The organism is Streptomyces sp. CA-251247, from assembly GCF_050952975.1.
In the GTDB taxonomy this organism is placed as follows: domain Bacteria; phylum Actinomycetota; class Actinomycetes; order Streptomycetales; family Streptomycetaceae; genus Streptomyces; species Streptomyces achmelvichensis.
Window position 1 is genome coordinate 2,569,780 of sequence record NZ_CP191861.1, and the last position, 21,883, is coordinate 2,591,662.

The window sequence follows — 21,883 nt, forward strand, 5'->3', positions numbered from 1 at the left end:
AGCCGCGGAGCCGACCGCCTCAGCCCCCGCCGGCCTTGTTCTCACCTCGGCCAAGTCGTCTCGCTCTAGCCGCGCGACCGGCGTAGCCGGGGACGGAGCGGGGCGGAGACAGGGGCATCGTCCCCGGCGGTGACGCCGGGGAGCGCGCGGCGAGCGGAGCGAGCCGCCTTGAACCCGTAGAGAAGGTTTTTACTCACTGCCTCACCGGCGGTCCCGGCCGGCAGTGAGTGACCACCCGCGTCGATGTCAGAACTAGATGTCAAAGGCCCCCAACCATGATCGGTTGGGGGCCTTTGCACTGGTGGGCGCGGACGGTTTCGAACCGCCGACATCTGCTTTGTAAGCCTGGCGCCGATCACAGGCCAGTCTTGGCTGGTCAACGGGCCTACAACAGCGCTGAGCCTGTCGGCGCTTGCCTGCACCGCCGCACACCCCAATTGACCGTGACTGACGGCTCGATCTGGCACGCATCTGGCACGGCTGCGAGGAGAGGACGAGCCATATCCCCCTCGCTGCACTGGCATGAGCGGAGAAGAGCATGCCCTTCGTCAGTCTTCTCCGGGAGGGATCAGTCGGTCTGCGTCTCCGGCCTCGTCCACCTGGCCTGTGGCATCAACGGTAATCGGGGCAGCCCGGCCCTTTGCTGTGATCAGCCATGTGAGCACCTGCTCGGTCAGCGGTGTTCCCTCGAGGCCTTCGTCCTTCCAGTAGGCGCGCCAGCCTCTCCGGGCACGGCGGCCAAGACCTGGTCGGCCCGCTCCAGGTGGGAGAAGTCCGGGTAGTCCGTGACAGGGCGCAGCGCGCCCCTCTGCGGGTCGACGACAAGGGCCGTGCCGGTGGTCTCGTCCCATTCCTCCACAGCCACGCTGCGCCCGATCAACGACTCTGTGCCGTTGAAAATGGCGAGCCAGCCCGCCTGATTGAAGTAACGCATGAGGACATCCTCTCTCGCCCCCAACCCTGCCCTCCGGCTGGCCGTCGTGAGAGCTGGCCCGCAGATTTCCTGCGACACCCGCATTAAGGAGCGAGGAGGGGTGAGTTGGGGTCTGACCTGTGGGTACCGAGTTCGACGTCTACCCGCTGTGGCCCCTGCTGGCAGCCGCAGTTCCCCGTGAGTCCCCGCCTCATCTGGCGCGTTTGTGGCACGGGAACTTCGGATCCGTAGCTCTAGCCGGATCGGTCAGCTATGGCCGACGTAGGCGGCGGTTGTGTGGGTGACGAGAACGCCCGGCCGGTGGTGTTCCGGCCGGGCGTTTGGTGTTCACGCTGTCACTGCGATATTCGTGGTGCCGTGCGCGACCGTGGTCGAGTCAGATCTTGATCTCGCGGATGATCCTCGATGCCCACGGGGCCCACTGCTTGCCCGGCAGGAACGCGCCGCCTGCGTCGTCGATGTGGTCCTCGACGTATTCCGGCTCTGCGTCGCGAACCTCGATCTCCGTGTCGAAGAAGTAGATCGTGCTCGGGTCCAGGTGGAAGCTGAAGGCAGGGTTGTAGTCGGCCTTCTTGTGCACGATCCTGCCGCCCACGTGGCCCTCGTGGCTGGCCGTCCCGGCGAGGAGAGCACGGGCGTGCTTGATCAGCTTGTCATCGGTGAGCTCGAAGATGAACTCCTTGCTATGCCTGGGCTCCGGATTCATGACGTAGGTCGACTTGTGCTCCGTCCGGAACGAGAAACGGGCGGTAGCCATGATGACTCCTAGATCGGTGGCGTGTCGGAGCTGAGCATGCCAGCGTTATGTTACTCAGCGTGGCGGATCACACGCATAACGCAACCAATCGGCCGAGTGGTCCTTCGTCGACGGCGGAGCGACTGGACGGCGAGGTTGTTGACCCCGCAAGGAAGAGCAGAATGCACGACCCGCATTCTGCGAACCCTTCTGACGACGACGGGCCGCAGCCCGATGCGCTCGCCGACAACGTCCACGATCAGCTCCAGGCATATGAGCCGCTACCCACAACCCCGCTCTGCTGACCGACGAAAGGAATCCATCCAACACGCGACGACCCAATTTGTTCGACACTCGCTTTAGGAGTTCGATCGCCGCGACCGTATGAAGATCTCGTCATGGCGTCCACGCCTCGTATATGACTGTGTGGGGCTGCCCATATCCGTCGTCGTTGATGTCACCTGGTGATGTCAGAACTAAGGGCTTGAGGTGCCTCCGCACCGCGGTTCGCAGGGCTTCGAGTTCGATTCGGGGAATCGCGAACGTGCTCGATCACCTCAACCGGGCTGCATACACGCCGAGCTGTAGAGCAACCAAGGCCATCGGAAGCTCGATGTCGATCACAAGGGGAGCGTCGAGGCCCGCCCTCAGCTTGGGCAGCTCAGGTTCTTTGGAGCTGGTCGTACCTCTGGCCTGCGTAGGGAGCACGTTGGCGCCGGGCTCGCAGCTGCCCGGGTGTCTGGCGTTCCCCGCGGCTCCCCGCAACGTCTGGCATGCGTCTGACACGGGCCGGATGTGCTCCGACGAGATCGACTGGACCGAGCACGGTATCCACGCTGCATAGGCCCGCAAGGGGAAGCCCCAGCCGGCGTCCATGCGGCTGGGGCTTCGCGCCTGCGTGACAGCGAATCATCTCAAGACGAGTCCGGGGTGTGGCGCCACAGCTCAGGGCGCGTTCAGCCCGAAGACCTGATGGCTGTTGTTGCTCGCACCAGGGCTGCCGATGTTGCTGTTCGTGGTGATGTTGTTGAACATCGGGATGACGCCATTGAGGTTGATCGGCAGGATCGATCCCCCGCCGCCACCGTCCCCTCCGTCGCAGTCACCGCCGGTGATCGTCGTCGGGTCGCTGGCCGAGTGGGTGAAAGTTTCTCCGCCTTGCTCCTCGGACTCGGTCTCGATGACCGTGACGGTGTTGGTGACAGAGCACGGTGCGTCGGCGGCGATGTCGACGGTGACGTCGAGTGGGGCACTGAGAGCGCCGATGAAGTTGAGGCCGTCCCCGCAGTGGACCGTCGTACCGCCGTTGGTGATGTCGCAAAATGGCCCGAGAAGGCCTCCAAGGGCCGTGGCCGTGACACCCGCGGGAAGATTGTCCGTGACGTCCAGAATGCCAGTCACGCCTGTGCTGGTCAGCGTGATGGTGTAGACGCCTTGCTCTCCCCGCGCGAAGTTCCCTTCGTGGCTCTTGGCGACGCTCAAATTCGATTGAGCGTGGGCGGGTGCGGCTAGGGCAAACGGCAACGCGACGCCCAGCCCCAATACCGTGCCGAGGGCCGACATCCGCCGCCTCAACCCGTGTCTTTTCATCTACGGTTTCTCCAGTCCGTGAGGGTCCGTTGCGGTCAGGCTCCGGAAGCGAGTGGAGGAGCCGACGAGGGGAACGTACTGACTGGCAACGACCCGTTGGCCAGCAAGCGACCCGAGAAACGCCCATTTCACTCGATTACCCCGTTTAAGCCTCGGACCGCCGAGCAACCTACGGAGCGGCTTTGGTCGGTGTCCTACCCAGTTCGGGGTCGTGCGTCATCAAGGGGCGGGGGCATCATTTCGGCGTCATTGAAGGGGAGTTGAAGCTACCGCCTCTTGTATGGCCACACCGAACAGCGCATTGCGAGCGGTCCGCCTCGGTCTGCTCATGCCCCAGGACGACTTTGCCCGCGCCGTGCGAGATGCCGGCACCCGCGCAGGCCGGCCCAACGATGCCAACAAGCGACTCGTACAACGCCGGGAGTCCGGCATCACCACCGCGCCGCGAGCCGTATACGCCCGTGCTCTGGAGTCCGTGACAGGACTGCCGATCTAATCCCTCGGCTTCTCCGGCACCATGTCCACTGCGCTGGTTTCCGAGGACGGCCGCGGTGGCCACGACGTCGAAGCATCCGCGAACATCACCCCGGCGGTCACGCCGCATACGGAGCCGCAAGGCGCGCATCGCAACTACAGCGGCGTGTGGCTCAGCCGGTACGAGTACTTCAGCTCCGGCCGCGACTCGGCGCTCATCGGTCAGCACCATGTCGTCGTGCTGCAGCATGGCAACCGGCTCACCGTGCACAGCTTGCCGGGGTCGTCCGACAGTCTGTTGACGATGGACCTGGAGATCGACGGTCACGTCGCCACGGGAACCTGGACTGAGCAGACCGCGACCGACGGCTTTTACCGGGGTGCCCGCTACCACGGTGCGATTCAGCTGCTCGTCGAGCCGACAGATCGGCGCATGACGGGCAAGTGGGTCGGCTTCGGTAAGGAGTTCGACATCAACACCGGTCCCTGGGAGCTGGTGTTCCAGGACGCCTCGACGAAAAAGGCGACGCTCGCCGCATTCAATAGGCGGCCCTCAGCCTGACCGGGGCTGATGGAAGTGCCCCGCCATTCGGCCCGCCCCGATAGACACGTGGGCCGGGCCAGACCGTGGCATCGCACCGGCCGGCTCGCTGATGTCAGCCGTGGATGTCACGTGACAGGGAACGTGGCACGGCAAAGGCCCCGACCATGATCGGTCGGGGCCTTTGCACTGGTGGGCGCGGACGGTTTCGAACCGCCGACATCTGCTTTGTAAGTTCGCCCAGACCGCCGTCACACCGGGGCGTACCCTCGACGACGGCGCTGCCCACAACCGCCCGATGCTGCTCCTGTACACCGTCGTTGATGTCAGATGGTGATGTCAGGTTGAACGGCCGCATGGAGCGCGTCGAAGCTGAGCTGTTCACCGACGGTGGGAACAACGCTGTGGTGCGCCTGCCACCCCGTCGGTTCCCTGGCGTCTTGATCCAGGGTGACTCTCTCTCCATCATCCGCAGCGAAGTTGCCGAAGTCGTTGAGTCCTGCGACCAGGACGACCTCGCCGGGGCTCGGGAAACAGCCGGACTTCTGCTGGCCAACCTCGATGACCTGCTGGCGCGATACACCGCTGCGCTGGAAGCCCACAAGATCCCGCGGCCGTACTGATCACCCGGCTCTGAGCTTGGGAATCACCGGGCCGTCACGGAGGGGGTTGACGCTGGCCAGCGCAAACGGTCTCTGGTGATTAATCGCGAGGCGTCGCGCTTGACTGCTCTTGACCGCTGGGATCCGCTCCTTCTGGCACGGATGTGGCACGGGCTTCCATCCGCTCTGACGGGTCGCGTCACCGACCCCGCACCCGACAACACTGTCACCCGAATGGCCCAACATGAAGTGCCACCCATATGGGTGAAGATCAAGCTGGTTAGTGCCCCAACCGAGGCAATCTGTGAAAGGCGAACCAAATGCGCATTCGACGAATCATCGCCACAGTCTTCGCCACGGCAGCCCTCGCCGGACTCGGCCTCACAGGCGCCGCCACCGCGACCGCCACCGCCGGCAGCGTCACCCCGGCCAGCGTCATCCCGGCCAGCGTCACCCCGGGTGAGTGCACGGACGGCGGCGGAACGATCGATCGGTCGACGGCCCCGCTCCCGACCTGCAGGGGCGGCGCGCACAACGGGCAGACGGTCGACTAAACCCCACTAGGGCCCGTTGTGAAAGTGGATCGGCGCCCCGCAGCCACGCGTTGCGGGGCGCTCCCTCGCGAGCGTCCCCCCTCGGCTGACGGCTCAACGTACATGGGAGGCGTGACGATCGCACACGGGCCCGATGAGGTCGGCGGGAGCGGCTTTGGGCTGGAGCTGCCATGGGGCGAGAGATCGGGGCCCGTACGCTGGTCGCGAATCGGGCAGTCTCTGGACCTGCCCGCAATAGCCCGATGTGGGCCCCGATCTTCGAGGCTCGCCCCATGGTGGCTGCCTAAAGCCGTGCGGCCGGGGTCGCTCCCCGCGTCGTGATGGAGATTCTCGGGCACAGCCAGATTGCTGTGACCATGAACGTGTACACGCACGTTGTCCAAGACACGCAGTGCGAGGCTGTCAGTCACATGGACCGGCTGCTCAAGAGGCGGCCGGCGGTGAGTGACCACCCGCGTTGATGTCAGAAGTAGATGTCAAAGGCCCCCAACCATGATCGGTTGGGGGCCTTTGCACTGGTGGGCGCGGACGGTTTCGAACCGCCGACATGTGCTTTGTAAGCCTGGTACCGCTCGCGGGAAGTCCTTGCCGTTCAACCGCTAAACGGGGACGCGGGGTCTGCTAACGGCCCCTGCGCCGCCACACACCCCGATCGACCGTGACTGACCGCTCGATCTGGCACGGATCTGGCACGCACGCGCACGGAACCGGTTTAAGGGCGCGGGTGCGCGCCTGTGATCACCGGTGGTTGGAGTCGAATTTTTTCGTCGATGTCTGGGATCCAGAAACAGATCTCCAACGTCTTCAGGCGGTCCCAGTGCCGCACACGGCGCCCTTGTCTAATTGCGGCAGTCAGGCTCACGAGTAGCAGTGCCGCACAGCCTCCTGCCAGCACACGATGGGCTCCCATGGCGAGCTCGATCACCGCGACGACGAGCGCGAACATCAGGGCGAGGGCCGAGTTCCGCAGCATCAACGCGAGGCCTTGCAGCCGAGTGATCTCGCCCGCTGCCTCCTTGTTGTGGAGTTCCACCGCAGCCAACAGCAGAGATGCATCAGTGCGCACGAAGGCTCGGTCTCGGGCCTCGGGCACTCTGGCCACGAAGTCAAGACGAGCGTTCTCGACACTCCAGTTCCAACGCGGTGCCACCTTGTCCAGGAGTGCACTCAGAGGGTAGGCGAGATGCCCCAACAGGTAACTGGCAATAGCGACTCCGAGCACCTGTAGCACTGACGGTGCCGAGGCCAGACTTGTGACATCGATGATGTTCAAGCGGGCGAGCACGTAAACGATCAACGATAGATGCAGTGCTCCGGGTATCCCATAGGTGAACAGATCGAAGATGCCTACAGCTAAGGTCACGATGCTCCCCCTGACTCGCCAAGGCCCCTGACTCTAGTGAGCAGAGGCCAGGCATGGTTCTGATGAGTCGCGAGCTTCCCTGCCCCAGGACGCCCAGTTTGCCTGCACCGCCGCACACTCCAATTGACCGTGGGTGACCGCTCGATCTGGCACGCGCCCCCGCAGACAGCTGCCTTGTAAGTTCGATCCGAGTCTGCTCCGGCTGCTGCCGTCGACTGGCGCGGCAGCCGGACAAAGGCGCTGACGTACGCCTCTGTCTGGCGTCGTTGATGTCAGCTGTGGATGTCAGAACTCAGTTTGCTCGCGCCTGCCTACGGTTCTGAAATTCCTCGTACTTGGCTGTGAAGACGTAGATGTAGTTCAGTAGAGCCTCGGCAAGAGACAACGCATCCGCTGCGTCTTCGCGGCTCACCGATTCCTCGCTGAAGTGCGCGCCTTGGTTGCCTAGCACTCGCAACGCCTGTGCCCAGTCGAAGAGGCGGCCCTCGATCTTCCCGTTATCGCGGAGTTCCTGGAGCGCCTGGAAGAGGGCTTTCTTCTGCGTGCCCTGCTCGATGCACATGCCTTCCAGCGTACGACGGACCATGACGGCAGCTGCCGTGTACAGGTCGGCATCGAAGCATGCACGCGCTTCCACCATCTCGCGCGCTATCGATGCTGGGATGCCCTCAGCCAGTGCGGTGACCTTGGGCCACAATCGTTGGTCTTCGGGCTCGTTCCAGAGTTGGGGCTGTCCGCACGCTAGGCAACCCCAGAGCTTGAAGTCAGCTGGGCGGCCAGCTTGGTCTGGTGCCCCGTCGCGACGTATGACCCATTCGTCAAAAAGAGACATTTCCTCGCACTGTGGACACTCAAGTAACCGCGAAACTTGGCTCATACATACCCCCGGATTCGGCGTGACCCCAGCTGCTGAGCCTAGCGTGCACCAGGTCGGTGGAGCGGCTTTGGGCAGGAGCTGCCATGGGGCGAGAGATCGGGGCCCGTAAGCTTGCCGCGACTCGGGCAGTCTCCTGACCTGCCCGGACTCTCCCCCTGACCACCACCGCACCCTCACCCGGCCCTATCCGCGACCTCGCCCACCTCGCCTCGCTCGGCACCCTGCCCGCCCTCATGAACCAGCTCCGGGGCCTGGGCGGCTGTGCCACCCCGATCCGCCTCGACGGCCACCGCACCGACATCCACACGGGCACCGGCGAGATCCTGCACGAACTCCACGCCCGGGACCTGCCCGCCGGGAACCTCCTGGTCCGCTGCAACAACCGCCGCACCACCCGCTGCCCCTCCTGCGCCGAGACCTACCGCCGCGACACCTACCAACTCATCACCGCAGGACTCCACGGCGGCAAAGGCACCCCCGAACGCGTCGCCACCCACCCCCGCGTCTTCGCCACCCTCACCGCCCCCAGCTTCGGCCCCGTCCACAACCGCCCCACCCAAGGACGCTGCCGCTGCGGCACCACGCACCCCGCCGAGGCACCCGAGCTGGGCAGCCCGCTCAACCCCGAGACGTACGACTACGAGACGGCCGTGCTGTGGAACGCGCACGCCTCCAGGATCTGGGCCCGCTTCTCCATCTACCTGCGCCGCGAAGTCGCCAAGCGCGCCGGCCTCTCACAACGGGACTTCAAAGACTTCGCCCGCGTCTCCTTCGCCAAGGTCGCCGAATACCAGCGCCGCGGCGCCATCCACTTCCACGCCGTCATCCGCCTCGACGGCCCCGAAGGAGGCGACACCCCACCCCCCGCCTGGGCCACCACCGACCTCCTCGCCGACGCCATCCACGCCGCCGCCACCGCCGCTGAGGCCCCCGGCCCGGTCGTCGACGGCCGCGCCCACACGTTCGCCTTCGGCACCCAGCTCGACATCCGCCCCATCCGCTCGGCCGACCTCGACGGCGGCACCGAACTCACCGAACGCGCCGTCGCCGCCTACATCGCCAAGTACGCAACCAAAGGAGCAGAGACCGCGACCGGCACCCTCGACCGCCCCATCAGGTTCCTCGCCGAACTCGGCCGCAAGTCCATCCCCGAACACGCCCGCCGACTCATCCGCACCGCCTGGACCCTCGGCGCCCGCAAAGACCTCGCAGACCTCCGGCTACGCGCCTGGGCCCACATGCTCGGCTTCCGCGGCCACTTCTCCACCAAAACCCGCCGCTACTCCACCACCCTCGGCGCACTCCGCCAGGCCCGAGCCGAATGGCGCCGCCTCCAAGCCGCCATCGCCCACGACGACCAGGCCGTGCCCGCCGAACCCCACGACGACGACACCACCCTCGTCCTCGCCCACTGGGCCTTCGCCGGAACCGGACTCACCCGCAGCGAGGAATGGCTCGCCGCCTCACTCACCGACACCACGGAAGGGGAATGCGCATGACCGACCACCTACTCACGGTCGACGAGGTTGCGAAGCGCCTCGGAACGACCGCTCGGTTCCCGCGGCGGCTCATCGCCGAGCGTCGGATCGTCTTCGTCAAGGTAGGGCGCCATGTCCGCGTTCCTGAGCGGGCGTTGGCCGAGTTCGTGGCTGCCAACACAGTCCAGCCGATCACAACTCGCCGCCGGTTCGGGGCGGTGGCCTGATGGCGAACAACAAGGGGAAGCGGCGGCGCTTCGGTGCGGTGCGGTGCGCAAGCTGCCGTCGGGACGATTTCTGGCCCGCTACCAGGCCCCTGACGGACTGCTGCGATCGGCACCCGAGACGTTCCCGTCGCAGACCGATGCCAACCGGTGGCTCGTCCGCAAGGAAGCGGAGATCCTCGACGGCCGATGGAAGAACCCGGACGAGAAGGTTCTGTTCGGGGTGTACGCCGCTGCCTGGTTCAAAGAGCGCGACTACGCGTCGACTACCCGCGAACGCAACGGCAGCGCGCTGCGGCTCCACATCCTGCCGACGTTCGAGAACGTGGTGCTGAGTGAGATCACGACACCGCAGATCCGCCGCTGGCGTGCCGGGTTGCTCGAATCCGGTGTCGGTGAGCCGACAATCGCCAAGGCGTATCAGATCCTCCGAGCCATCATGAACACCGCGGTGGACGACGAGGTGATCCAGCGCAACCCGTGCCGAATCAAGGGTGCGGGAGCGGCCAAGACAGCGGAGCGCCCGTTCCTCGACGTCTCCGAGGTCTTTCAGCTCGCGACCGCTGTGCCGCCCCGTTTCCAGGTGTTCATCCTCCTGGCCGCCTTCACCGGCCTCCGTTTTGGAGAACTGGCCGGCCTCCAGCGCCATGACGTCGACCTCGAACGGCGAACCGTCGCTGTGCGGCGTGCTCTGGCCGAGACAAGGTCGGACGGCATCGTGGTCAAGGGGCCCAAGAGCGCGGCCAGCGTGCGTACCGTGGCTTTCCCGGCCTCGCTGACGTCAGACCTGTCCGCCCATCTCGGCGCCTACGCCGAGTCGGGTCGTACCGGGCTGGTGTTCACCGGGGCACGGGGCGGGCAGCTGCGCCGGAACAACTTCCGTCGCCTGTGGCTGCGTGCGCTGAAGGCGACCGGCCTGGGGGACGTGCACTTCCACGATCTTCGCCACACAGGGAACACCCTCGCCGCGACCGGCGGTGCCACGACGCGTGAACTTATGCAGCGAATGGGGCACTCCTCAGTGCGGGCCGCGCTGATCTACCAGCACCTGGTGAACGGCCGTGACCATGCCATCGCCGACCACGTCGACCGTCAGATCAGGAAGGCCCAAGATCGGGACGGGTGATGTGGACTCGTCGTGGACTCGATCTGGCACGAATCTGGCACGACGCCCATCATCCGCCCCCGTGGCTGAGGAACGAGGAAGACCCAGGCTCCCGGTTCAGTACCGGTGACCTGGGCCTTTGTCGTGCTTCCTGCTGGTGGGCGCGGACGGTTTCGAACCGCCGACATCTGCTTTGTAAGAGCAGCGCTCTACCCCTGAGCTACGCACCCGTGGATGAGTGAACAGGGTACATGGCCCACTGGCCCGCCCCGCAAACCCGATTCCCGCCCGCCAAGGCCTCCGCCCCGCTCCGAGCCCCCCCGGGGGCTACCCCCACCCCCGACCCGGTGGTCGGCCGGATCGTACGGGGCGCACCCTCGCTCATACCGTGAGAGCGCGTCGGCGCAGTCGAACGCACCGCCGCGCCGCACTAGACCGCACCGCACCGCACAAGACCGCGCCACACCACACCGCACCGCGCCGCACCACACCGCGCCGCACCGCGCCGCACCACACCGCATCCACAGGGGGAATGATCACCATGGCCGCTCACACCGGTACCCGCGTCACCACCGCGCGCTCCTCCGCGCAGCGCCGTCTCCGGGCCGCCGTCGTCGGGGGTGGGGTCGCGGGGTTGGTCGTCGTCCTCGCGGGGTGCGGGGGTGCCGAGGCCGAGGACGCTCCCGTCGAGAGCAAGAAGTTTCCCCTCGCCGGCAAGACCCTCACCGTCGACAGCGACGACTCCCGTATCGACCTCGTCGCCGCCGATGTGAAGGACGTCGAGGTCACCCGGCAGGTCGACGGGTGGGTCTTCCTCGGGAGCGGGCCCGAGGCTTCGTGGAAGATGAAGGGGGACCGGCTCACCCTGCGGGTCAAGTGCGCTGCCGTCGCGAGTGACTGCGAGGCCCGGCACACCGTGAAGGTGCCGAGGGATGTCGCGGTGACCGTGGAGGACGACAACGGGGGTGTCACCGCCCGCGGGTTCCGTACGCCGCTCACCATCCGGTCCGACAACGGTGCCGTCGAGGTGCGGGACTCCGGTGGGGCGCTGGATCTCGTGAGCGACAACGGCAAGGTCGTCGCGCAGGGCGTCACCGCGCGGACCGTGAAGGCGCGGTCGGAGAACGGGAGGGTGGAGCTCGGGCTCGCCGCCGTGCCGGACACGGTGGAGACCGTCAGTGACAACGGGCAGATCGTCGTCGAGCTGCCGCGCTCCGGGGCGCCGTACGCCGTGACCGCCAAGAGTGACAACGGCAGGGTCGATGTCGACGTGCCCACCGACGCCGGCAGCTCCCATGTCGTGAAGGCTCGCAGCGACAACGGCAAAGTGACGGTGCGAAGCGCGAACTAACCGACCCGTGTGTTCGTCACTACCTGGTGGGAGAATGAACCGGGTACGGCGACACGGCACGGGAGAGGGATGTGACGGCGACACACGCGCAGCCGCACGAAAGAGCGAAAGCGAGTGCCGTCCGGGATGTCCTCGCCCTGGTGCTGCTGCCTGTGCCGATGGTGGCGGTGGCCCTGTCGGGTGTGATGTCGGGATCGTTCGCCGGCGGGGGTACGCGACGCTGGTTCGGCGGGCGCGGGGAGAGTCAGCGGGCCGACGCGCAGGCCGCGAAGGACGCCGCAGCCGCCGCTTTCTACGAGCTGGACACCGCGCAGCGCGATCTGCGGATCTCCATCGAGACGATCACGGCCGTGGACAGTTCGCCCGGGGCCCGTCGTACGGTGGACGACTTCGCCGCCCTCGGGCGGCGGATCGACGAGGTGAGCCAGCTCTACATCACCGCGGTCGACGCCCATGACCTCGACCGGGACGATCTCGATCCCTCCGTCGCCTCGCAGGCACGCACCGAGCTGAACCGGGCGAAGGAGGAGCTCGTACGGGTCAAGGGCGATCTCGACCGGTTCGCCGCGGGTCTCGGGCCGCTGCTCGACAAGGCCGAGACGCAGTTGGCCCGGCTCGCCCCCGCCGTGGAGCGGGCGCGACAGGCGCTCCTTTCTGCGAGCAATGCTCTCGATTCGGTGCGCGGCTCCGGTCTGCGAGCGGAGGATCTGGCCGCCCGCCTCGCCGCCCTCGCCCCCGAGCTGACCATGCTCAACCAAGGCGCCGGGCGCCACGGCGTCGCCGAGACCCTCCAGCGGGCCGACCGGGTGATGCGCGACGCCGAGGCCGTACGGGCGGAGGCCGAGCGGCTGCCCGAGCGCGCCGCGGAGATCGACAAGCGTCTGGTGTCGCTGCGTACGCGCGCCCAGGCCCTCACCAACCGTGCCGGCACCGTCGATCCGGTCCTCAGCGAGCTGCGGCGCCGTTTCTCCGCCGCCTGCTGGCAGGACCTTCAGCCGGTGCCCGACCAGGCCGCGAACAGTGTGCGGCAGGCCGAGGAGAAACTCCGCGAGGCGGCGAAGGCGCGCGAGGAGCAGCGCTGGCCGGACGCGACCGCCCTCCTCAGCACGGTCCGCGCGCTGTTGAACAGCACCGATGAGGCGGTCTCGGCGGCCGGTGACCGGCTCCAGCGGCTGAACGCCGTGTCCAAGGACCCGCAGCACGAGATCGACCGCACACGCTTCGCCATCCGCGATGCCCAGCGGCTCGCGATGGCCGGGCGCAACACCCCCGATCCCCGTCATGCGCGTCCGCTGGACGACGCGGTCGCCCGGCTGGACCGGGCCGTCACCGGCCTCGAAGGGCGTCACCCCGACTACTGGCACTTCCTGATGGAGACGGAAGCGGTACGGCGTACGGCGTCACGCGTGGTCGACCAGATCAGGGAGGACCGGGGCGCCCACCACGGCTGACCGGCGAACGGGGCCCTGCGCCCCGGCCGGGCCGCGAGTAGTCCCTGTACCGGCCGGCCCGCGTGCGTCCCCGTACCGGCCTCGCCCCCCCCCGGCTCCCCGTCCCCCGACCGGCCCAGTGCGCCCTCGTACCCGACCGCGCCCGCGGTACCCCCGACCGGACCCGGCCCCGGACCGCCCCAGCCTCAGCCCCGTCCCGGGCGGGCGCCACGGCAGGCCCGCCCCGCCCCCGCCTCCCGGCCCACTGAGTTGAAGCCGTCCGGCCGCAGGCGGATGCTGGAAGGACGAGTACGTCCCCAAGGAGGCCGGACATGGCCGCTCACGTGCTGCACGGCAGAAGCCGGAACACCGCCGGAGGCAAGGGCCTCCGGTTCGACGATCACCTTCCCGTCGACCACCGCCTCAGCCGCGTCTACCGCGTCGGTGCGGGACTGATGGGGCTGATCCTGATCGCCTTCGGCATCCTCGGGCTGATCGACAAGATCGGTTTCTTCGACACCGACGGTGACAAGGTCGCCGGTCTGAGCACGAACGGCGCGCTGAGCGTCCTCTCCATCTGTGTGGGAGTGCTGCTCCTCGTCGGCATGGTCATCGGCGGCAATGTCGCCTCGACGCTGAACATGGTCCTCGGCGTGCTCTTCGTCGCGAGCGGCTTCGTCAATCTCGCCCTGCTGGACACCAACTTCAACCCGCTCGCGTTCGAGATCCAGAACGTGCTGTTCAGCTTTGTGGTGGGGCTGATGCTGATGACGTTCGGGATGTACGGCAGAGTCAGTTCGACGTTGCCGCACGACAACCCGTACTGGCGCGCCCGCCATCCCGACGAGGCCGCGCGGGAGCTCAAGGCAAGCCGCCGGGCCGAGGCCAAGGCGGTGCAGGGGTCCGGGTCGGAGCGGGAGCCGGCCGGCCTCACCACCGGCACCCGGCAGGGACCGGGGGCCATCGGTACTCCCGGCACCACCAGCACCACCGGTACGCACGGCGGCGCGCAGGACTCCGCTCCCGGAGCCTCCGAGTCCCGGAGGGACCCGCCCGGCCCGCGGCCGACCGCGTAGCCTGAGGCCATGCCCCGTTACGAATACCGCTGCCGCAGCTGCGGCGACACCTTCGAGGTCAGCCGGCCGATGGCCCGCTCCGCCGATCCGGCGAGCTGCCCGGCCGGCCACGAGGACACCGTGAAGCTGCTGTCCACCGTCGCCGTCGGCGGTACGAAGTCCTCCCCCGCACCCGCTCCCAGCGGTGGTGGCGGAGGCGGCGGCTGCTGCGGTGGCGGCTGCTGCGGCTGACGGACGCCCGCCCCGGACGCGCCCGCGGACAAACACCCCGCGGGCGCCCCGCACGCCCTCAGCACCCGGCGCACCGGCTTCACCACCACGAGCACCCGGGCACGCGAGCACCGGTACCGGCACCACACCCACCGGCCCGACCCTCACGAACCCAGATACCTCAGCACCGCCAGCACCCGACGTGAGTAGCCCGTCGTGCCCGTCAGGCCGAGCTTGTCGAAGATCGCGTTGATGTGTTTCTCCACCGCGCTCTGCGACACATGGAGATGCGCGGCGATCGACGCGTTGGTGTGCCCCTGCGCCATCTCCCCCAGCACGTCACGCTCCCTCGCCGTCAGCCGCGAGAGCGGGTCCGTACGGCTGCTGCGGGCCAGGAGCTGGCGGACCACCTCGGGGTCGAAGGCCGCCCGCCCCCGGCCCACGCGCTCCAACGCGTCCAGGAACTCGTCCACTTGGACCACCCGGTCCTTGAGGAGGTAGCCGACGCCCTGATGGCCCGCGCCCTGATGACCGGCACGCCGGCCCGCACCCTGACCCGCGCCCCGAGGGCCCTCCGGGTCCGGGGTCAGGAGCTCGGTCGCGTACCGCTTCTCCACGTACTGCGACAGCACCAGAACACCCACCTCCGGCCGCCGCCGGCGGATCTCCAGGGCGGCGCGCAGGCCCTCGTCGGTGTGGGTCGGAGGCATCCGGACGTCCGCGACGACCACGTCCGGCGTGTGGGCCTCGACGGCCGCGAGCAGTTGCTCCGCGTCGCCGACCGCCGCCAGGACCTCGTGGCCCTCCTCCGCGAGCAGCCGTACGAGACCCTCCCGCAGGAGGGTCGAGTCCTCGGCCAGGATTACGCGCACGGCAGCTCCGCGGTGATCTCGGTGGGTCCTCCGGCCGGGCTGTGCACCGCGAACCGTCCGTCGAGCGCGGCGACCCGGCCCGCGAGGCCGAGCAGTCCGCCGCCCGTCGGGTCGGCGCCGCCCGAGCCGTCGTCCTCGACGCGCAGGCACAGCGTCCGTGCGCCGGGCTCACGTCGCAGGGTGACGGCGATACGCGTGGCGCCGGAGTGCTTGACCACGTTGGTGACGGCTTCGGAGACGACGAAGTAGGCGACGGTCTGCACCTGGCGGCCGGGAGGTTCGTCGACGGTGTAGTCCAGGTGCACGGGCAGCGGGGTGCGTTCCGCGACGGTCTCCAGAGCGGCGCGCAGTCCCGCCTCGTCCAGCACGGTCGGGTAGATGCGCCAGGCGACCTCGCGCAGCTCGGCCAGGGCGCGGCGGCTCTCCTCGTGGGCCTGGAGCAGGAGTTGGCCGGCGCGTTCGGTGTCGCGGCTGCGCCGGGCGCGGCCGATGAGCATGCCGAGGGCGACGAGGCGTTGCTGGACGCCGTCGTGGAGGTCGCGCTCGATGCGGCGGCGTTCGTCGTGGACGGCGTCCATCATCTCGGCTCGGCTGGTGGCGAGTTGGGTGATGCGCCGCTCCAACTCGTCCTGGTGGCTGGGGCCGAGGAGACGCCCGGCCAGCTGCCCTTCCAGCAGGGCGGTGCCGAAGACGGCCTGGACGGTGAGGAACACGAGGAACAGGCCGGCCAGACCGGTGGCGACGACCGCCCAGGGGTACTCGATGCCGTGGAAGAACCAGCCGAACAGGCCGAATCCGACATAGAGGAGGCCGGTCGCCATGCAGAACAGCACGAGGCCGCCGAGCAGCCCCAGCGGCCAGCGGGCCACGACGTAGCGCAGGGCGCGCCCGTCGTCGTACGTGTCGGAGATCCGCACACCGAGGAAGCGGCCCAGCCGGCGCCGCTCGGTGTCCGCGATCCTGGAGGCGATCGCTCCCAGCCGTCGCAGCACCGCGCGGCGGCCGCGCGGCCAGGCGAGGACGAGCAGCAGGGACAGGCCCGCCAGCAGCGTGAGAAGCAGTTCGGCGACGGCGGTCGCGGCCCCGAGGGCCAGCCCCGCCGCGCACCACGCTCCCCGTACCGCCACCGCCCTCATGATCGGTCACGCTAGCCGGTCCGGCACGGCTCGCACACTGCGGAAAACCGCAGGATGGTGTGCGGCGGCCTTCAGTCTCTCTTCAGGTTCGGCTCCCTAGCGTGGCCCGCATGGAAACCGCGATCGAAAGCAGCGCTCCGGGCTGGGTCAACGGCCTGATGGACACCCTGGGCGCCCCGGGGGCGGGCATCGCCATCGCCCTGGAGAACCTCTTCCCTCCGCTGCCCAGCGAGGTGATCCTGCCGCTGGCGGGCTTCTCGGCGAGCACCGGGCAGATGAACCTGATCGCGGCCCTCCTGTGGACGACGGCGGGCTCGGTGATCGGGGCGCTCGCGCTGTACGGGGTCGGCGCGCTGCTCGGCAGGGACCGTACGGTCGCCATCGCCGCGAAGCTGCCGTTGCTGAAGGTGGCCGACATCGAGCGGACGGAGGCGTGGTTCGCGCGGCACGGTGCGAAGGCGGTGTTCTTCGGGAGGATGATCCCGATCTTCCGGTCGCTGATCTCGGTGCCGGCGGGCGTGGAGCGGATGTCGTTGCCACTGTTCCTGGGGCTGACGACGCTGGGCAGCGCGATCTGGAACACCGTCTTCATTCTTGCCGGTTACCTGCTCGGCGAGAACTGGCAGGACGTGACCGGCTATGTCTCCACCTACTCGACGGTCGTGCTGGTGGCCGCGGTGCTCGGGGTGGTGGCCTTCATCGGCGTACGCCTGCGCAAGCGGGGCACCGGGGTACGGCGCCGCTGACCGACCGGGCGGCGGGGGCGGCGGAACACCACCTCCCCCGCCCCGGTCAGGCCGCCGGCAGCGACGCCACCGGGCCGATCCCGCCGAGCAGCCGCCGCAGGATCTCCTCGCCCGCCGCGATGCCCGTCTCCTCCAGCACTTCGACGTTCGCCGCGCGCCAGCCGCTGTCGGCGAGTTCGCCGTGGCCGGGCCGCCAGCCGCGGTCCGCGGCGTGCAGCAGGTCCGCGTCGAGGAGGGAGTCCCCGGCGGCGAGGATCTGCTCGGCGCCGGTGCGCCGGGCGACCTCACGGACCGCCGCGCTCTTGGTGAGCGGCTGCGGTACGGCGTAGATCTTGCGGCCCTGGAGGGAGACGGCCCAGCCGTGGGGCGCTGCCCATTCGGCGAGCTCCTTGACCCAGCCGTCGGGCAGCAGGGCGCGCTCGACGACGAGATACGCGAAGAGGTCCTCGGCGATGCGTTCCTTGAGGAGCCAGGCCGGGTCGGCGGCGGCGACGAGGTGGGCGCGGACCTCGTCCAGCGAGGCGCACTCGTCGCCGAGGCGGGCGGCCACCTGCCGCTGCCAGTCGGGGTCGGAGACGCCGTCGACGAGGATGTGTCCGCCGTTGGCGCAGATGGCGAACTCGGGCGTGGGGCCGGGGAGATGGATCCGGCCGTACTGCTCGCGGGTGCGGGTCGTGGTCGGCACGAAGACGCCTGCCGCGGCGAGTTGGGGCAGCAGCCCGGCGGCCGTCTCGGTGATGTACGACAGGGGTTTGCCGCCGTACACCTCCACACAGAGCAGCCGGGGGGCGTCCGCGTCGGGCATCGTGAGCTGGAGTGCCGCGCTGGAGTAGATGAGGGTGCGGTCGAGGTCGCTGGCGACGAGGGTGGGCGCGGTGCTCACGGCGTCGTCACCGCCTTGCCGTCGGCGCCGGTCGCGCCGCGCGTGTACTGGGGGTGGATCAACCCGACGCAGGTGTACGGCAGTTCGTCGACCTCCTCGACCGGTACGCCGCGGTGCTGGGCCAGCAGCCGTACGTGGTCCAGGTCGGCGCCCGCGCCGCGCTTGGCGAGGATCTTCCAGGGGACGCGCCGCAGCAGTACCCGGGTCGTCTCGCCCACGCCGGGCTTGACCAGGTTCACATCGTGGATGCCGTACTCCTCGCTGATGCGCTCGACGGCGGCCCAGCCCTCCCAGGTCGGGGCGCGGTCGGCGGCCAGCAGCTCCTTGGCCTCGGCGTCGACCGCGACGGCGACCTCGTCGAAGTGGGCGGCCACGGTGTCGAGGAAGTGGTTCGAGACGTCGGCGTCCGCGAGTTCGCGGTAGAACTTCGCGCCGTGGAAGTCGTCCGGGCCGACCAGGTCGGAGCGCAGGACGGTGCGCGATATCAGGCCGGAGACCGTGGAGTTGAGGCATGCGGAGGGTATGAGGAAGTCCTCGCGGGTGCCGTAGGTGCGCACGCAGCCGCCCGGGTCGGCCAGCACGGCGATCTCTGGGTCGAAGCCCTCGAACTCGGCGACCGCGGCGGCCAGTTCGCGGGTGATCGCGCCCTTGCCGGTCCAGCCGTCGACGAACACGACGTCGGCGGGGTCGTGGTGCTGCTGGAGCCAGCGCAGGGCGTTGGCGTCGATACCGCGGCCCCGCACGATGGACACGGCGTAGTGCGGCAGGTCGATGCCGTGCCGGTGCTGGGCCCAGCGGCGCATCAGCACCCCGACGGGGGTGCCGGCGCGGGCCAGCGAGACCAGGACCGGCCGCGGGTGGGGGTCCGTCCCGCGCCGGCCACGGCGCAGCGGGACCTCGGCGAGGACGGTTTCGGTGACGGTGCCGACGGCGCGGGCGATGCGGGCCGCGGAGGTGTCCAGCGCGGCCTTGAAGAGCTGCTGGTACTCGGCGCTCGGCTGGTACTCCACCGGCAGCGACTCGGCGTAGTGCGCGCCCCCGCTCTGGATGGCCTCCTCGCGCTCCTCGGTCGGAGCCTCCAGTTCGGCGTCCGAGAGGTCCTGGAGCAGCCAGCCGACCTCGTCGGCGGCGTAGGAGGAGAACGCGGGTCCGCGCAGGGGCTCGGGCAGCATGGACGCCCTTCCGGGGGTGTGCGGGGTGTTCGGGATGTGCGGGATGTACGAGGGAACGACGGCCAGCACGACGTGCGGCGTGTGGGCGGCCAGCTGCGCGAGCAGGCCGTCGGGGGCGTGCAGTCGGGTGGTGTCGGCCACGGAGTCCACGACCGCGACGACCGCGTCGAAGCCGCCGCCGGCGACGTTGTAGGCGTACCGCTCCCCGGGGCCGTCGGCCGGGTCGTCGTGGGCGGGGAACACGAGCCGGGTGCGGATCGCGTAGCCGGGGTCGTCGACGGCGAGAACGGGCGAGCGGGTGGTGGTGGAGTAGCGCACGTCGGCGTCGGCGATCCGCTCCAGGGCGGTGCCGAGACGCAGGGGCGCGTACATGAGCTCCTCGAACCCGAGAACGAGAATGCGGGGGCGCGGGCGCGCGGCGGCGCCGTCCTCTGCCGCGGTCGCCGACGGGAGGTCCAGGGCCTGCGCGATGCGGTGCGCCATCGCCGGCGCCTCGGCGTCCAGCCGGTCGCGGTGCTCGGGGGTGAAGCCGTGCCGTCCGCCGTCGGGCACGCCCGCCGGCCACTCCAGCTCGACGCGCCGCACCCGGCCGGCCGGCCCTTCGGGAGTCTGTGGCGCCTCACCGGTAGGGGGCTCGTACTGCGCGACCAGTGCCTGCCCCTTCTCCAGCACGCCCTCCGGCAGGCTCACCGTCCCCGAGGCCAGCGACACGAGGTCGACGCGCGCCCCGATCTCCGTCGCGAAGGACTCCAGCCGGGCCCTGTCCTGCTCCGCGCGCATGTCGACCAGCGCCACGATCACATAGCGGTCGCGCGGATAGCGTTCGTGCAGGTCACGGATGGTGTTGAGGACGGTGTTACCCGTGGAGAACTCGTCGTCCACCAGGATCAGCGGGCCCTCGCCCGCCAGCAGGTCCGGATCCTCCGGCAGCAGCAGGTGCGAGGTGGCGTGGGAGTGGGACTCCTCGAAGCCTCCGGCGCGCTCCACACCGTCGACCGGACGCCGCGTGGAGTGCAGATACGGCGCGAGAGCGACCCCGTCCGCCACCGAGTGACCGAGTCCGGTCGCCGTCTCCGCGTAGCCGAGGACGACCGCCCGGGCCGCCTCCTCGTCGCCGAGGAGCTTGCGCACCCGCTCACCGAGGCCGTGCCCCGCGTCGTACACGACGGAGGGCGCCTGCGGCACGTGCTTGCCCAGCACGTTCGACACGAGCAGATGTGCCCGCTTGGGATTGCGGCGCAGGGCCAGTCCCAGCAGGGCGGGCAGCTGCTCGTCTCCTCGGAGCCCGACGCCCAGCCGCTCCGCGACCCACGTTCCCGACCAGACCACGTCGACGTTCTCTTTCCTCGTCATTCAGCCGGCGAGCCCGGCCGCGAGCAGTTCCACGAAGCCGACCTCTTCCCGGGCGACCCCGAAGACCTCGGCGCGCAGCAGCGTGCGCTCGGCCCAGGCCCGGTGCGGCTTCACTTCGTTCATCTTGTTCGTATACGCGGAGCGCATCACTCCGCCCCCTTCCCGCTCCGGGCGAAGGATGTCCCGCGCGTCGCTGAACTCCTCGTGACTGACAACCGACAGAGCGTGTACGGGCAGGACGTGCGAGGGGTGGATGCAGGTCTTGCCCTGGAGGCCGTTGGCCCGGTCCAGCTCGATCTCGCGCAGCAGTCCGTCCAGGTCGTGCTCGATCAGCGCGGTGCGCAGCTCTTCCGCCCGGCCTTCCATGAAGGGGCTGCGGCGCAGCTGGGGCTTGAACATGCGCTCCTGGAGCCTGAAGTACTCCCACACCGGGCCGGTCACGGTGAAACCGGTGCCGTCGGCCCTTCCGAGGACGTTCACCACGTCGGCGATGACGGCGGCGACGATCTGCACGTCGTAGGCGGTCATGGCGGGTGCGCGGCGCAGCCCGTAGGCCGAGCAGAAGTCGGTGACGCCGAGCCGCAGCGCGAGGACGCGCTCGCGGTACTTGTCGACGGTGCGGGCGATCCCGGCCAGCGTCTCGGTGCGGGTCTCCAGGTGGAGAAGTTCCGGGGATTCCAGGACGGGCATCGCGAAGAGCCGCTGTCCGGTGGCCGTCTCGGCGTCGGTGAGCGCCTCCAGGAACGGCACTCCCCGTTCATCCGTGAACTTGGGAAGTACGAATCCGGACAGATGCCGGACGGAGGAGCCGAGGCGCTGTGCCAGATCGGGGATCTGACCGGGTTCCCGGACCCGGATGAAGAGGAGCGGGAGCTCGGCGCCGCGCTCGTCGAGGGCGGCGAACTGCCGGACGAGGTTCTCCTCCGCCGCCGGCACATCGGCGTCGTCGATGGAATCCTCCAGGCAGAGGACCATGGAGACCACTCCGTTGCCCGCCAGCTTGATCACGTCGTCGGCGAGGTTCGGACGGGTGGCCGGGCTGTAGAGCGTCGCCCCCAGCGCGGCCGCGAGCGTACGAGCGGGAGCGGCGGTGGTGAATTCGCACGGCTCCTGATGGAACAGACTGTCGCGGACGCCAGGCGGAAGGTGCCCGAAATGACGCATTTATTTCCCCCG

At 68.9% G+C, this 21,883-nt stretch carries 20 protein-coding genes, 1 tRNA gene and 2 pseudogenes; 12 read left to right on the forward strand and 11 right to left on the reverse strand.

The features are described 5' to 3' along the window. Window positions 1–673: 673 nt before the first annotated feature. The 3 genes from ACQPWZ_RS11235 to ACQPWZ_RS11245 form a co-directional block, all read right to left on the reverse strand. Window positions 674–934: a hypothetical protein gene (locus ACQPWZ_RS11235; protein ID WP_433571252.1), complete on the reverse strand. Its 261-nt coding sequence runs from the start codon at window positions 932–934 to the stop codon at window positions 674–676. Window positions 935–1,310: 376 nt separating this feature from the next. Continuing rightward, window positions 1,311–1,691: a calmodulin gene (locus ACQPWZ_RS11240; RefSeq protein ID WP_433571253.1), complete on the reverse strand. Its 381-nt coding sequence runs from the start codon at window positions 1,689–1,691 to the stop codon at window positions 1,311–1,313. Window positions 1,692–2,615: 924 nt separating this feature from the next. Next, on the reverse strand, window positions 2,616–3,233 hold the full coding sequence (locus tag ACQPWZ_RS11245; RefSeq protein WP_405569351.1) for a hypothetical protein: 618 nt from the start codon (window positions 3,231–3,233) through the stop codon (window positions 2,616–2,618). Window positions 3,234–3,540: 307 nt separating this feature from the next. Here ACQPWZ_RS11245 and ACQPWZ_RS11250 point away from each other — a divergent pair. The 4 genes and pseudogenes from ACQPWZ_RS11250 to ACQPWZ_RS11265 form a co-directional block, all read left to right on the forward strand. Continuing rightward, a pseudogene (locus tag ACQPWZ_RS11250) lies at window positions 3,541–4,296 on the forward strand (XRE family transcriptional regulator). A gap of 335 nt (window positions 4,297–4,631) precedes the next feature. Next, the gene (locus tag ACQPWZ_RS11255; RefSeq protein WP_340472916.1) at window positions 4,632–4,898 is read left to right on the forward strand and encodes a DUF6959 family protein; all 267 of its coding nucleotides are present in this window, start codon (window positions 4,632–4,634) and stop codon (window positions 4,896–4,898) included. A gap of 299 nt (window positions 4,899–5,197) precedes the next feature. Then, a complete protein-coding gene (locus ACQPWZ_RS11260; RefSeq protein ID WP_405569354.1) occupies window positions 5,198–5,431 on the forward strand; it encodes a hypothetical protein in 234 nt (77 codons plus the stop codon). Window positions 5,432–5,724: 293 nt separating this feature from the next. Next, window positions 5,725–5,892: pseudogene (locus ACQPWZ_RS11265) on the forward strand (tyrosine-type recombinase/integrase); the annotation flags it as partial. 251 nt (window positions 5,893–6,143) lie between these two features. On the opposite strand, the gene ACQPWZ_RS11270 reads toward ACQPWZ_RS11265, so the two are convergent. Both ACQPWZ_RS11270 and ACQPWZ_RS11275 read right to left on the reverse strand, forming a co-directional pair. Continuing rightward, window positions 6,144–6,794, reverse strand: coding sequence for a hypothetical protein (locus ACQPWZ_RS11270; RefSeq protein WP_340472918.1), 651 nt, complete (start codon window positions 6,792–6,794; stop codon window positions 6,144–6,146). A 292-nt stretch (window positions 6,795–7,086) separates the two neighbouring features. After that, on the reverse strand, window positions 7,087–7,626 hold the full coding sequence (locus ACQPWZ_RS11275) for a DUF4145 domain-containing protein (RefSeq protein WP_433571254.1): 540 nt from the start codon (window positions 7,624–7,626) through the stop codon (window positions 7,087–7,089). Window positions 7,627–7,904: 278 nt separating this feature from the next. Here ACQPWZ_RS11275 and ACQPWZ_RS11280 point away from each other — a divergent pair, with 278 nt between their 5' ends. The 3 genes from ACQPWZ_RS11280 to ACQPWZ_RS11290 are packed head-to-tail and all read left to right on the forward strand — an operon-like array spanning window position 7,905 to window position 10,499. Beyond that, a complete protein-coding gene (locus ACQPWZ_RS11280; protein ID WP_433571255.1) occupies window positions 7,905–9,170 on the forward strand; it encodes a replication initiator in 1,266 nt (421 codons plus the stop codon). After that, window positions 9,167–9,376: an excisionase family DNA-binding protein gene (locus ACQPWZ_RS11285; protein ID WP_433571256.1), complete on the forward strand. Its 210-nt coding sequence runs from the start codon at window positions 9,167–9,169 to the stop codon at window positions 9,374–9,376. Before ACQPWZ_RS11280 ends, ACQPWZ_RS11285 begins: the two co-directional genes overlap by 4 nt. Further along, window positions 9,282–10,499: a tyrosine-type recombinase/integrase gene (locus ACQPWZ_RS11290; protein WP_433571257.1), complete on the forward strand. Its 1,218-nt coding sequence runs from the start codon at window positions 9,282–9,284 to the stop codon at window positions 10,497–10,499. The genes ACQPWZ_RS11285 and ACQPWZ_RS11290 overlap by 95 nt, the downstream gene beginning before the upstream one ends. Before the next feature lie 134 nt (window positions 10,500–10,633). On the opposite strand, the gene ACQPWZ_RS11295 is transcribed toward ACQPWZ_RS11290, so the two are convergent. Next, a tRNA-Val gene (locus tag ACQPWZ_RS11295) sits at window positions 10,634–10,708 on the reverse strand. 311 nt (window positions 10,709–11,019) lie between these two features. Here ACQPWZ_RS11295 and ACQPWZ_RS11300 point away from each other — a divergent pair. The 4 genes from ACQPWZ_RS11300 to ACQPWZ_RS11315 all read left to right on the forward strand — a co-directional run bounded on the left by ACQPWZ_RS11300 (window position 11,020) and on the right by ACQPWZ_RS11315 (window position 14,566). Continuing rightward, window positions 11,020–11,829 carry a DUF4097 family beta strand repeat-containing protein gene (locus ACQPWZ_RS11300; protein WP_433571258.1) on the forward strand — a complete coding sequence of 270 codons (810 nt, stop codon included), beginning with the start codon at window positions 11,020–11,022 and terminating at the stop codon, window positions 11,827–11,829. 71 nt (window positions 11,830–11,900) lie between these two features. Next, window positions 11,901–13,280 (forward strand): hypothetical protein, encoded by a 1,380-nt coding sequence (locus ACQPWZ_RS11305; protein WP_433571259.1) that lies wholly within the window; start codon window positions 11,901–11,903, stop codon window positions 13,278–13,280. Window positions 13,281–13,591: 311 nt separating this feature from the next. After that, complete coding sequence (locus tag ACQPWZ_RS11310) at window positions 13,592–14,335, forward strand: DUF4383 domain-containing protein (RefSeq protein ID WP_433571260.1); 744 nt, start codon at window positions 13,592–13,594, stop codon at window positions 14,333–14,335. Window positions 14,336–14,344: 9 nt separating this feature from the next. Further along, window positions 14,345–14,566, forward strand: coding sequence for an FmdB family zinc ribbon protein (locus tag ACQPWZ_RS11315; protein ID WP_313946529.1), 222 nt, complete (start codon window positions 14,345–14,347; stop codon window positions 14,564–14,566). Window positions 14,567–14,709: 143 nt separating this feature from the next. Here the strand turns inward: ACQPWZ_RS11315 and ACQPWZ_RS11320 are convergent, their stop codons facing one another. Together ACQPWZ_RS11320 and ACQPWZ_RS11325 are read right to left on the reverse strand one after the other, a co-directional pair. After that, on the reverse strand, window positions 14,710–15,417 hold the full coding sequence (locus tag ACQPWZ_RS11320; protein ID WP_433571261.1) for a response regulator: 708 nt from the start codon (window positions 15,415–15,417) through the stop codon (window positions 14,710–14,712). Next, on the reverse strand, window positions 15,408–16,553 hold the full coding sequence (locus ACQPWZ_RS11325; RefSeq protein ID WP_433571262.1) for a sensor histidine kinase: 1,146 nt from the start codon (window positions 16,551–16,553) through the stop codon (window positions 15,408–15,410). Before ACQPWZ_RS11325 ends, ACQPWZ_RS11320 begins: the two co-directional genes overlap by 10 nt. A 110-nt stretch (window positions 16,554–16,663) precedes the next feature. On the opposite strand from ACQPWZ_RS11325, the gene ACQPWZ_RS11330 reads away from it, so the two are divergent. Next, window positions 16,664–17,299 carry a DedA family protein gene (locus ACQPWZ_RS11330; RefSeq protein ID WP_340472929.1) on the forward strand — a complete coding sequence of 212 codons (636 nt, stop codon included), beginning with the start codon at window positions 16,664–16,666 and terminating at the stop codon, window positions 17,297–17,299. Window positions 17,300–17,345: 46 nt separating this feature from the next. Here ACQPWZ_RS11330 and ACQPWZ_RS11335 read toward each other — a convergent pair whose 3' ends face one another. The 3 genes from ACQPWZ_RS11335 to ACQPWZ_RS11345 are packed head-to-tail and all read right to left on the reverse strand — an operon-like array spanning window position 17,346 to window position 21,871. After that, on the reverse strand, window positions 17,346–18,182 hold the full coding sequence (locus tag ACQPWZ_RS11335) for an HAD family hydrolase (protein WP_405569416.1): 837 nt from the start codon (window positions 18,180–18,182) through the stop codon (window positions 17,346–17,348). Then, window positions 18,179–20,707, reverse strand: coding sequence for a phosphoribosyltransferase (locus ACQPWZ_RS11340; RefSeq protein ID WP_433571263.1), 2,529 nt, complete (start codon window positions 20,705–20,707; stop codon window positions 18,179–18,181). Before ACQPWZ_RS11340 ends, ACQPWZ_RS11335 begins: the two co-directional genes overlap by 4 nt. After that, complete coding sequence (locus tag ACQPWZ_RS11345; RefSeq protein ID WP_340472932.1) at window positions 20,708–21,871, reverse strand: HpcH/HpaI aldolase/citrate lyase family protein; 1,164 nt, start codon at window positions 21,869–21,871, stop codon at window positions 20,708–20,710. Window positions 21,872–21,883 lie beyond the last annotated feature (12 nt).

Bases quoted from the DNA above. Each gene is read 5' to 3' on its own strand.
- ACQPWZ_RS11255 (WP_340472916.1), top strand. From the start codon at position 4,632: ATGGAGCGCGTCGAAGCTGAGCTGTTCACCGACGGTGGGAACAACGCT.
- ACQPWZ_RS11345 (WP_340472932.1), bottom strand. From the start codon at position 21,871: ATGCGTCATTTCGGGCACCTTCCGCCTGGCGTCCGCGACAGTCTGTTC.
- ACQPWZ_RS11280 (WP_433571255.1), top strand. From the start codon at position 7,905: ATGAACCAGCTCCGGGGCCTGGGCGGCTGTGCCACCCCGATCCGCCTC.
- ACQPWZ_RS11330 (WP_340472929.1), top strand. From the start codon at position 16,664: ATGGAAACCGCGATCGAAAGCAGCGCTCCGGGCTGGGTCAACGGCCTG.
- ACQPWZ_RS11340 (WP_433571263.1), bottom strand. From the start codon at position 20,707: ATGACGAGGAAAGAGAACGTCGACGTGGTCTGGTCGGGAACGTGGGTC.
- ACQPWZ_RS11275 (WP_433571254.1), bottom strand. From the start codon at position 7,626: ATGTCTCTTTTTGACGAATGGGTCATACGTCGCGACGGGGCACCAGAC.
- ACQPWZ_RS11240 (WP_433571253.1), bottom strand. From the start codon at position 1,691: ATGGCTACCGCCCGTTTCTCGTTCCGGACGGAGCACAAGTCGACCTAC.
- ACQPWZ_RS11315 (WP_313946529.1), top strand. From the start codon at position 14,345: ATGCCCCGTTACGAATACCGCTGCCGCAGCTGCGGCGACACCTTCGAG.
- ACQPWZ_RS11310 (WP_433571260.1), top strand. From the start codon at position 13,592: ATGGCCGCTCACGTGCTGCACGGCAGAAGCCGGAACACCGCCGGAGGC.
- ACQPWZ_RS11325 (WP_433571262.1), bottom strand. From the start codon at position 16,553: ATGAGGGCGGTGGCGGTACGGGGAGCGTGGTGCGCGGCGGGGCTGGCC.
- ACQPWZ_RS11285 (WP_433571256.1), top strand. From the start codon at position 9,167: ATGACCGACCACCTACTCACGGTCGACGAGGTTGCGAAGCGCCTCGGA.
- ACQPWZ_RS11235 (WP_433571252.1), bottom strand. From the start codon at position 934: ATGCGTTACTTCAATCAGGCGGGCTGGCTCGCCATTTTCAACGGCACA.
- ACQPWZ_RS11245 (WP_405569351.1), bottom strand. From the start codon at position 3,233: ATGTCGGCCCTCGGCACGGTATTGGGGCTGGGCGTCGCGTTGCCGTTT.
- ACQPWZ_RS11260 (WP_405569354.1), top strand. From the start codon at position 5,198: ATGCGCATTCGACGAATCATCGCCACAGTCTTCGCCACGGCAGCCCTC.
- ACQPWZ_RS11290 (WP_433571257.1), top strand. From the start codon at position 9,282: ATGTCCGCGTTCCTGAGCGGGCGTTGGCCGAGTTCGTGGCTGCCAACA.
- ACQPWZ_RS11300 (WP_433571258.1), top strand. From the start codon at position 11,020: ATGGCCGCTCACACCGGTACCCGCGTCACCACCGCGCGCTCCTCCGCG.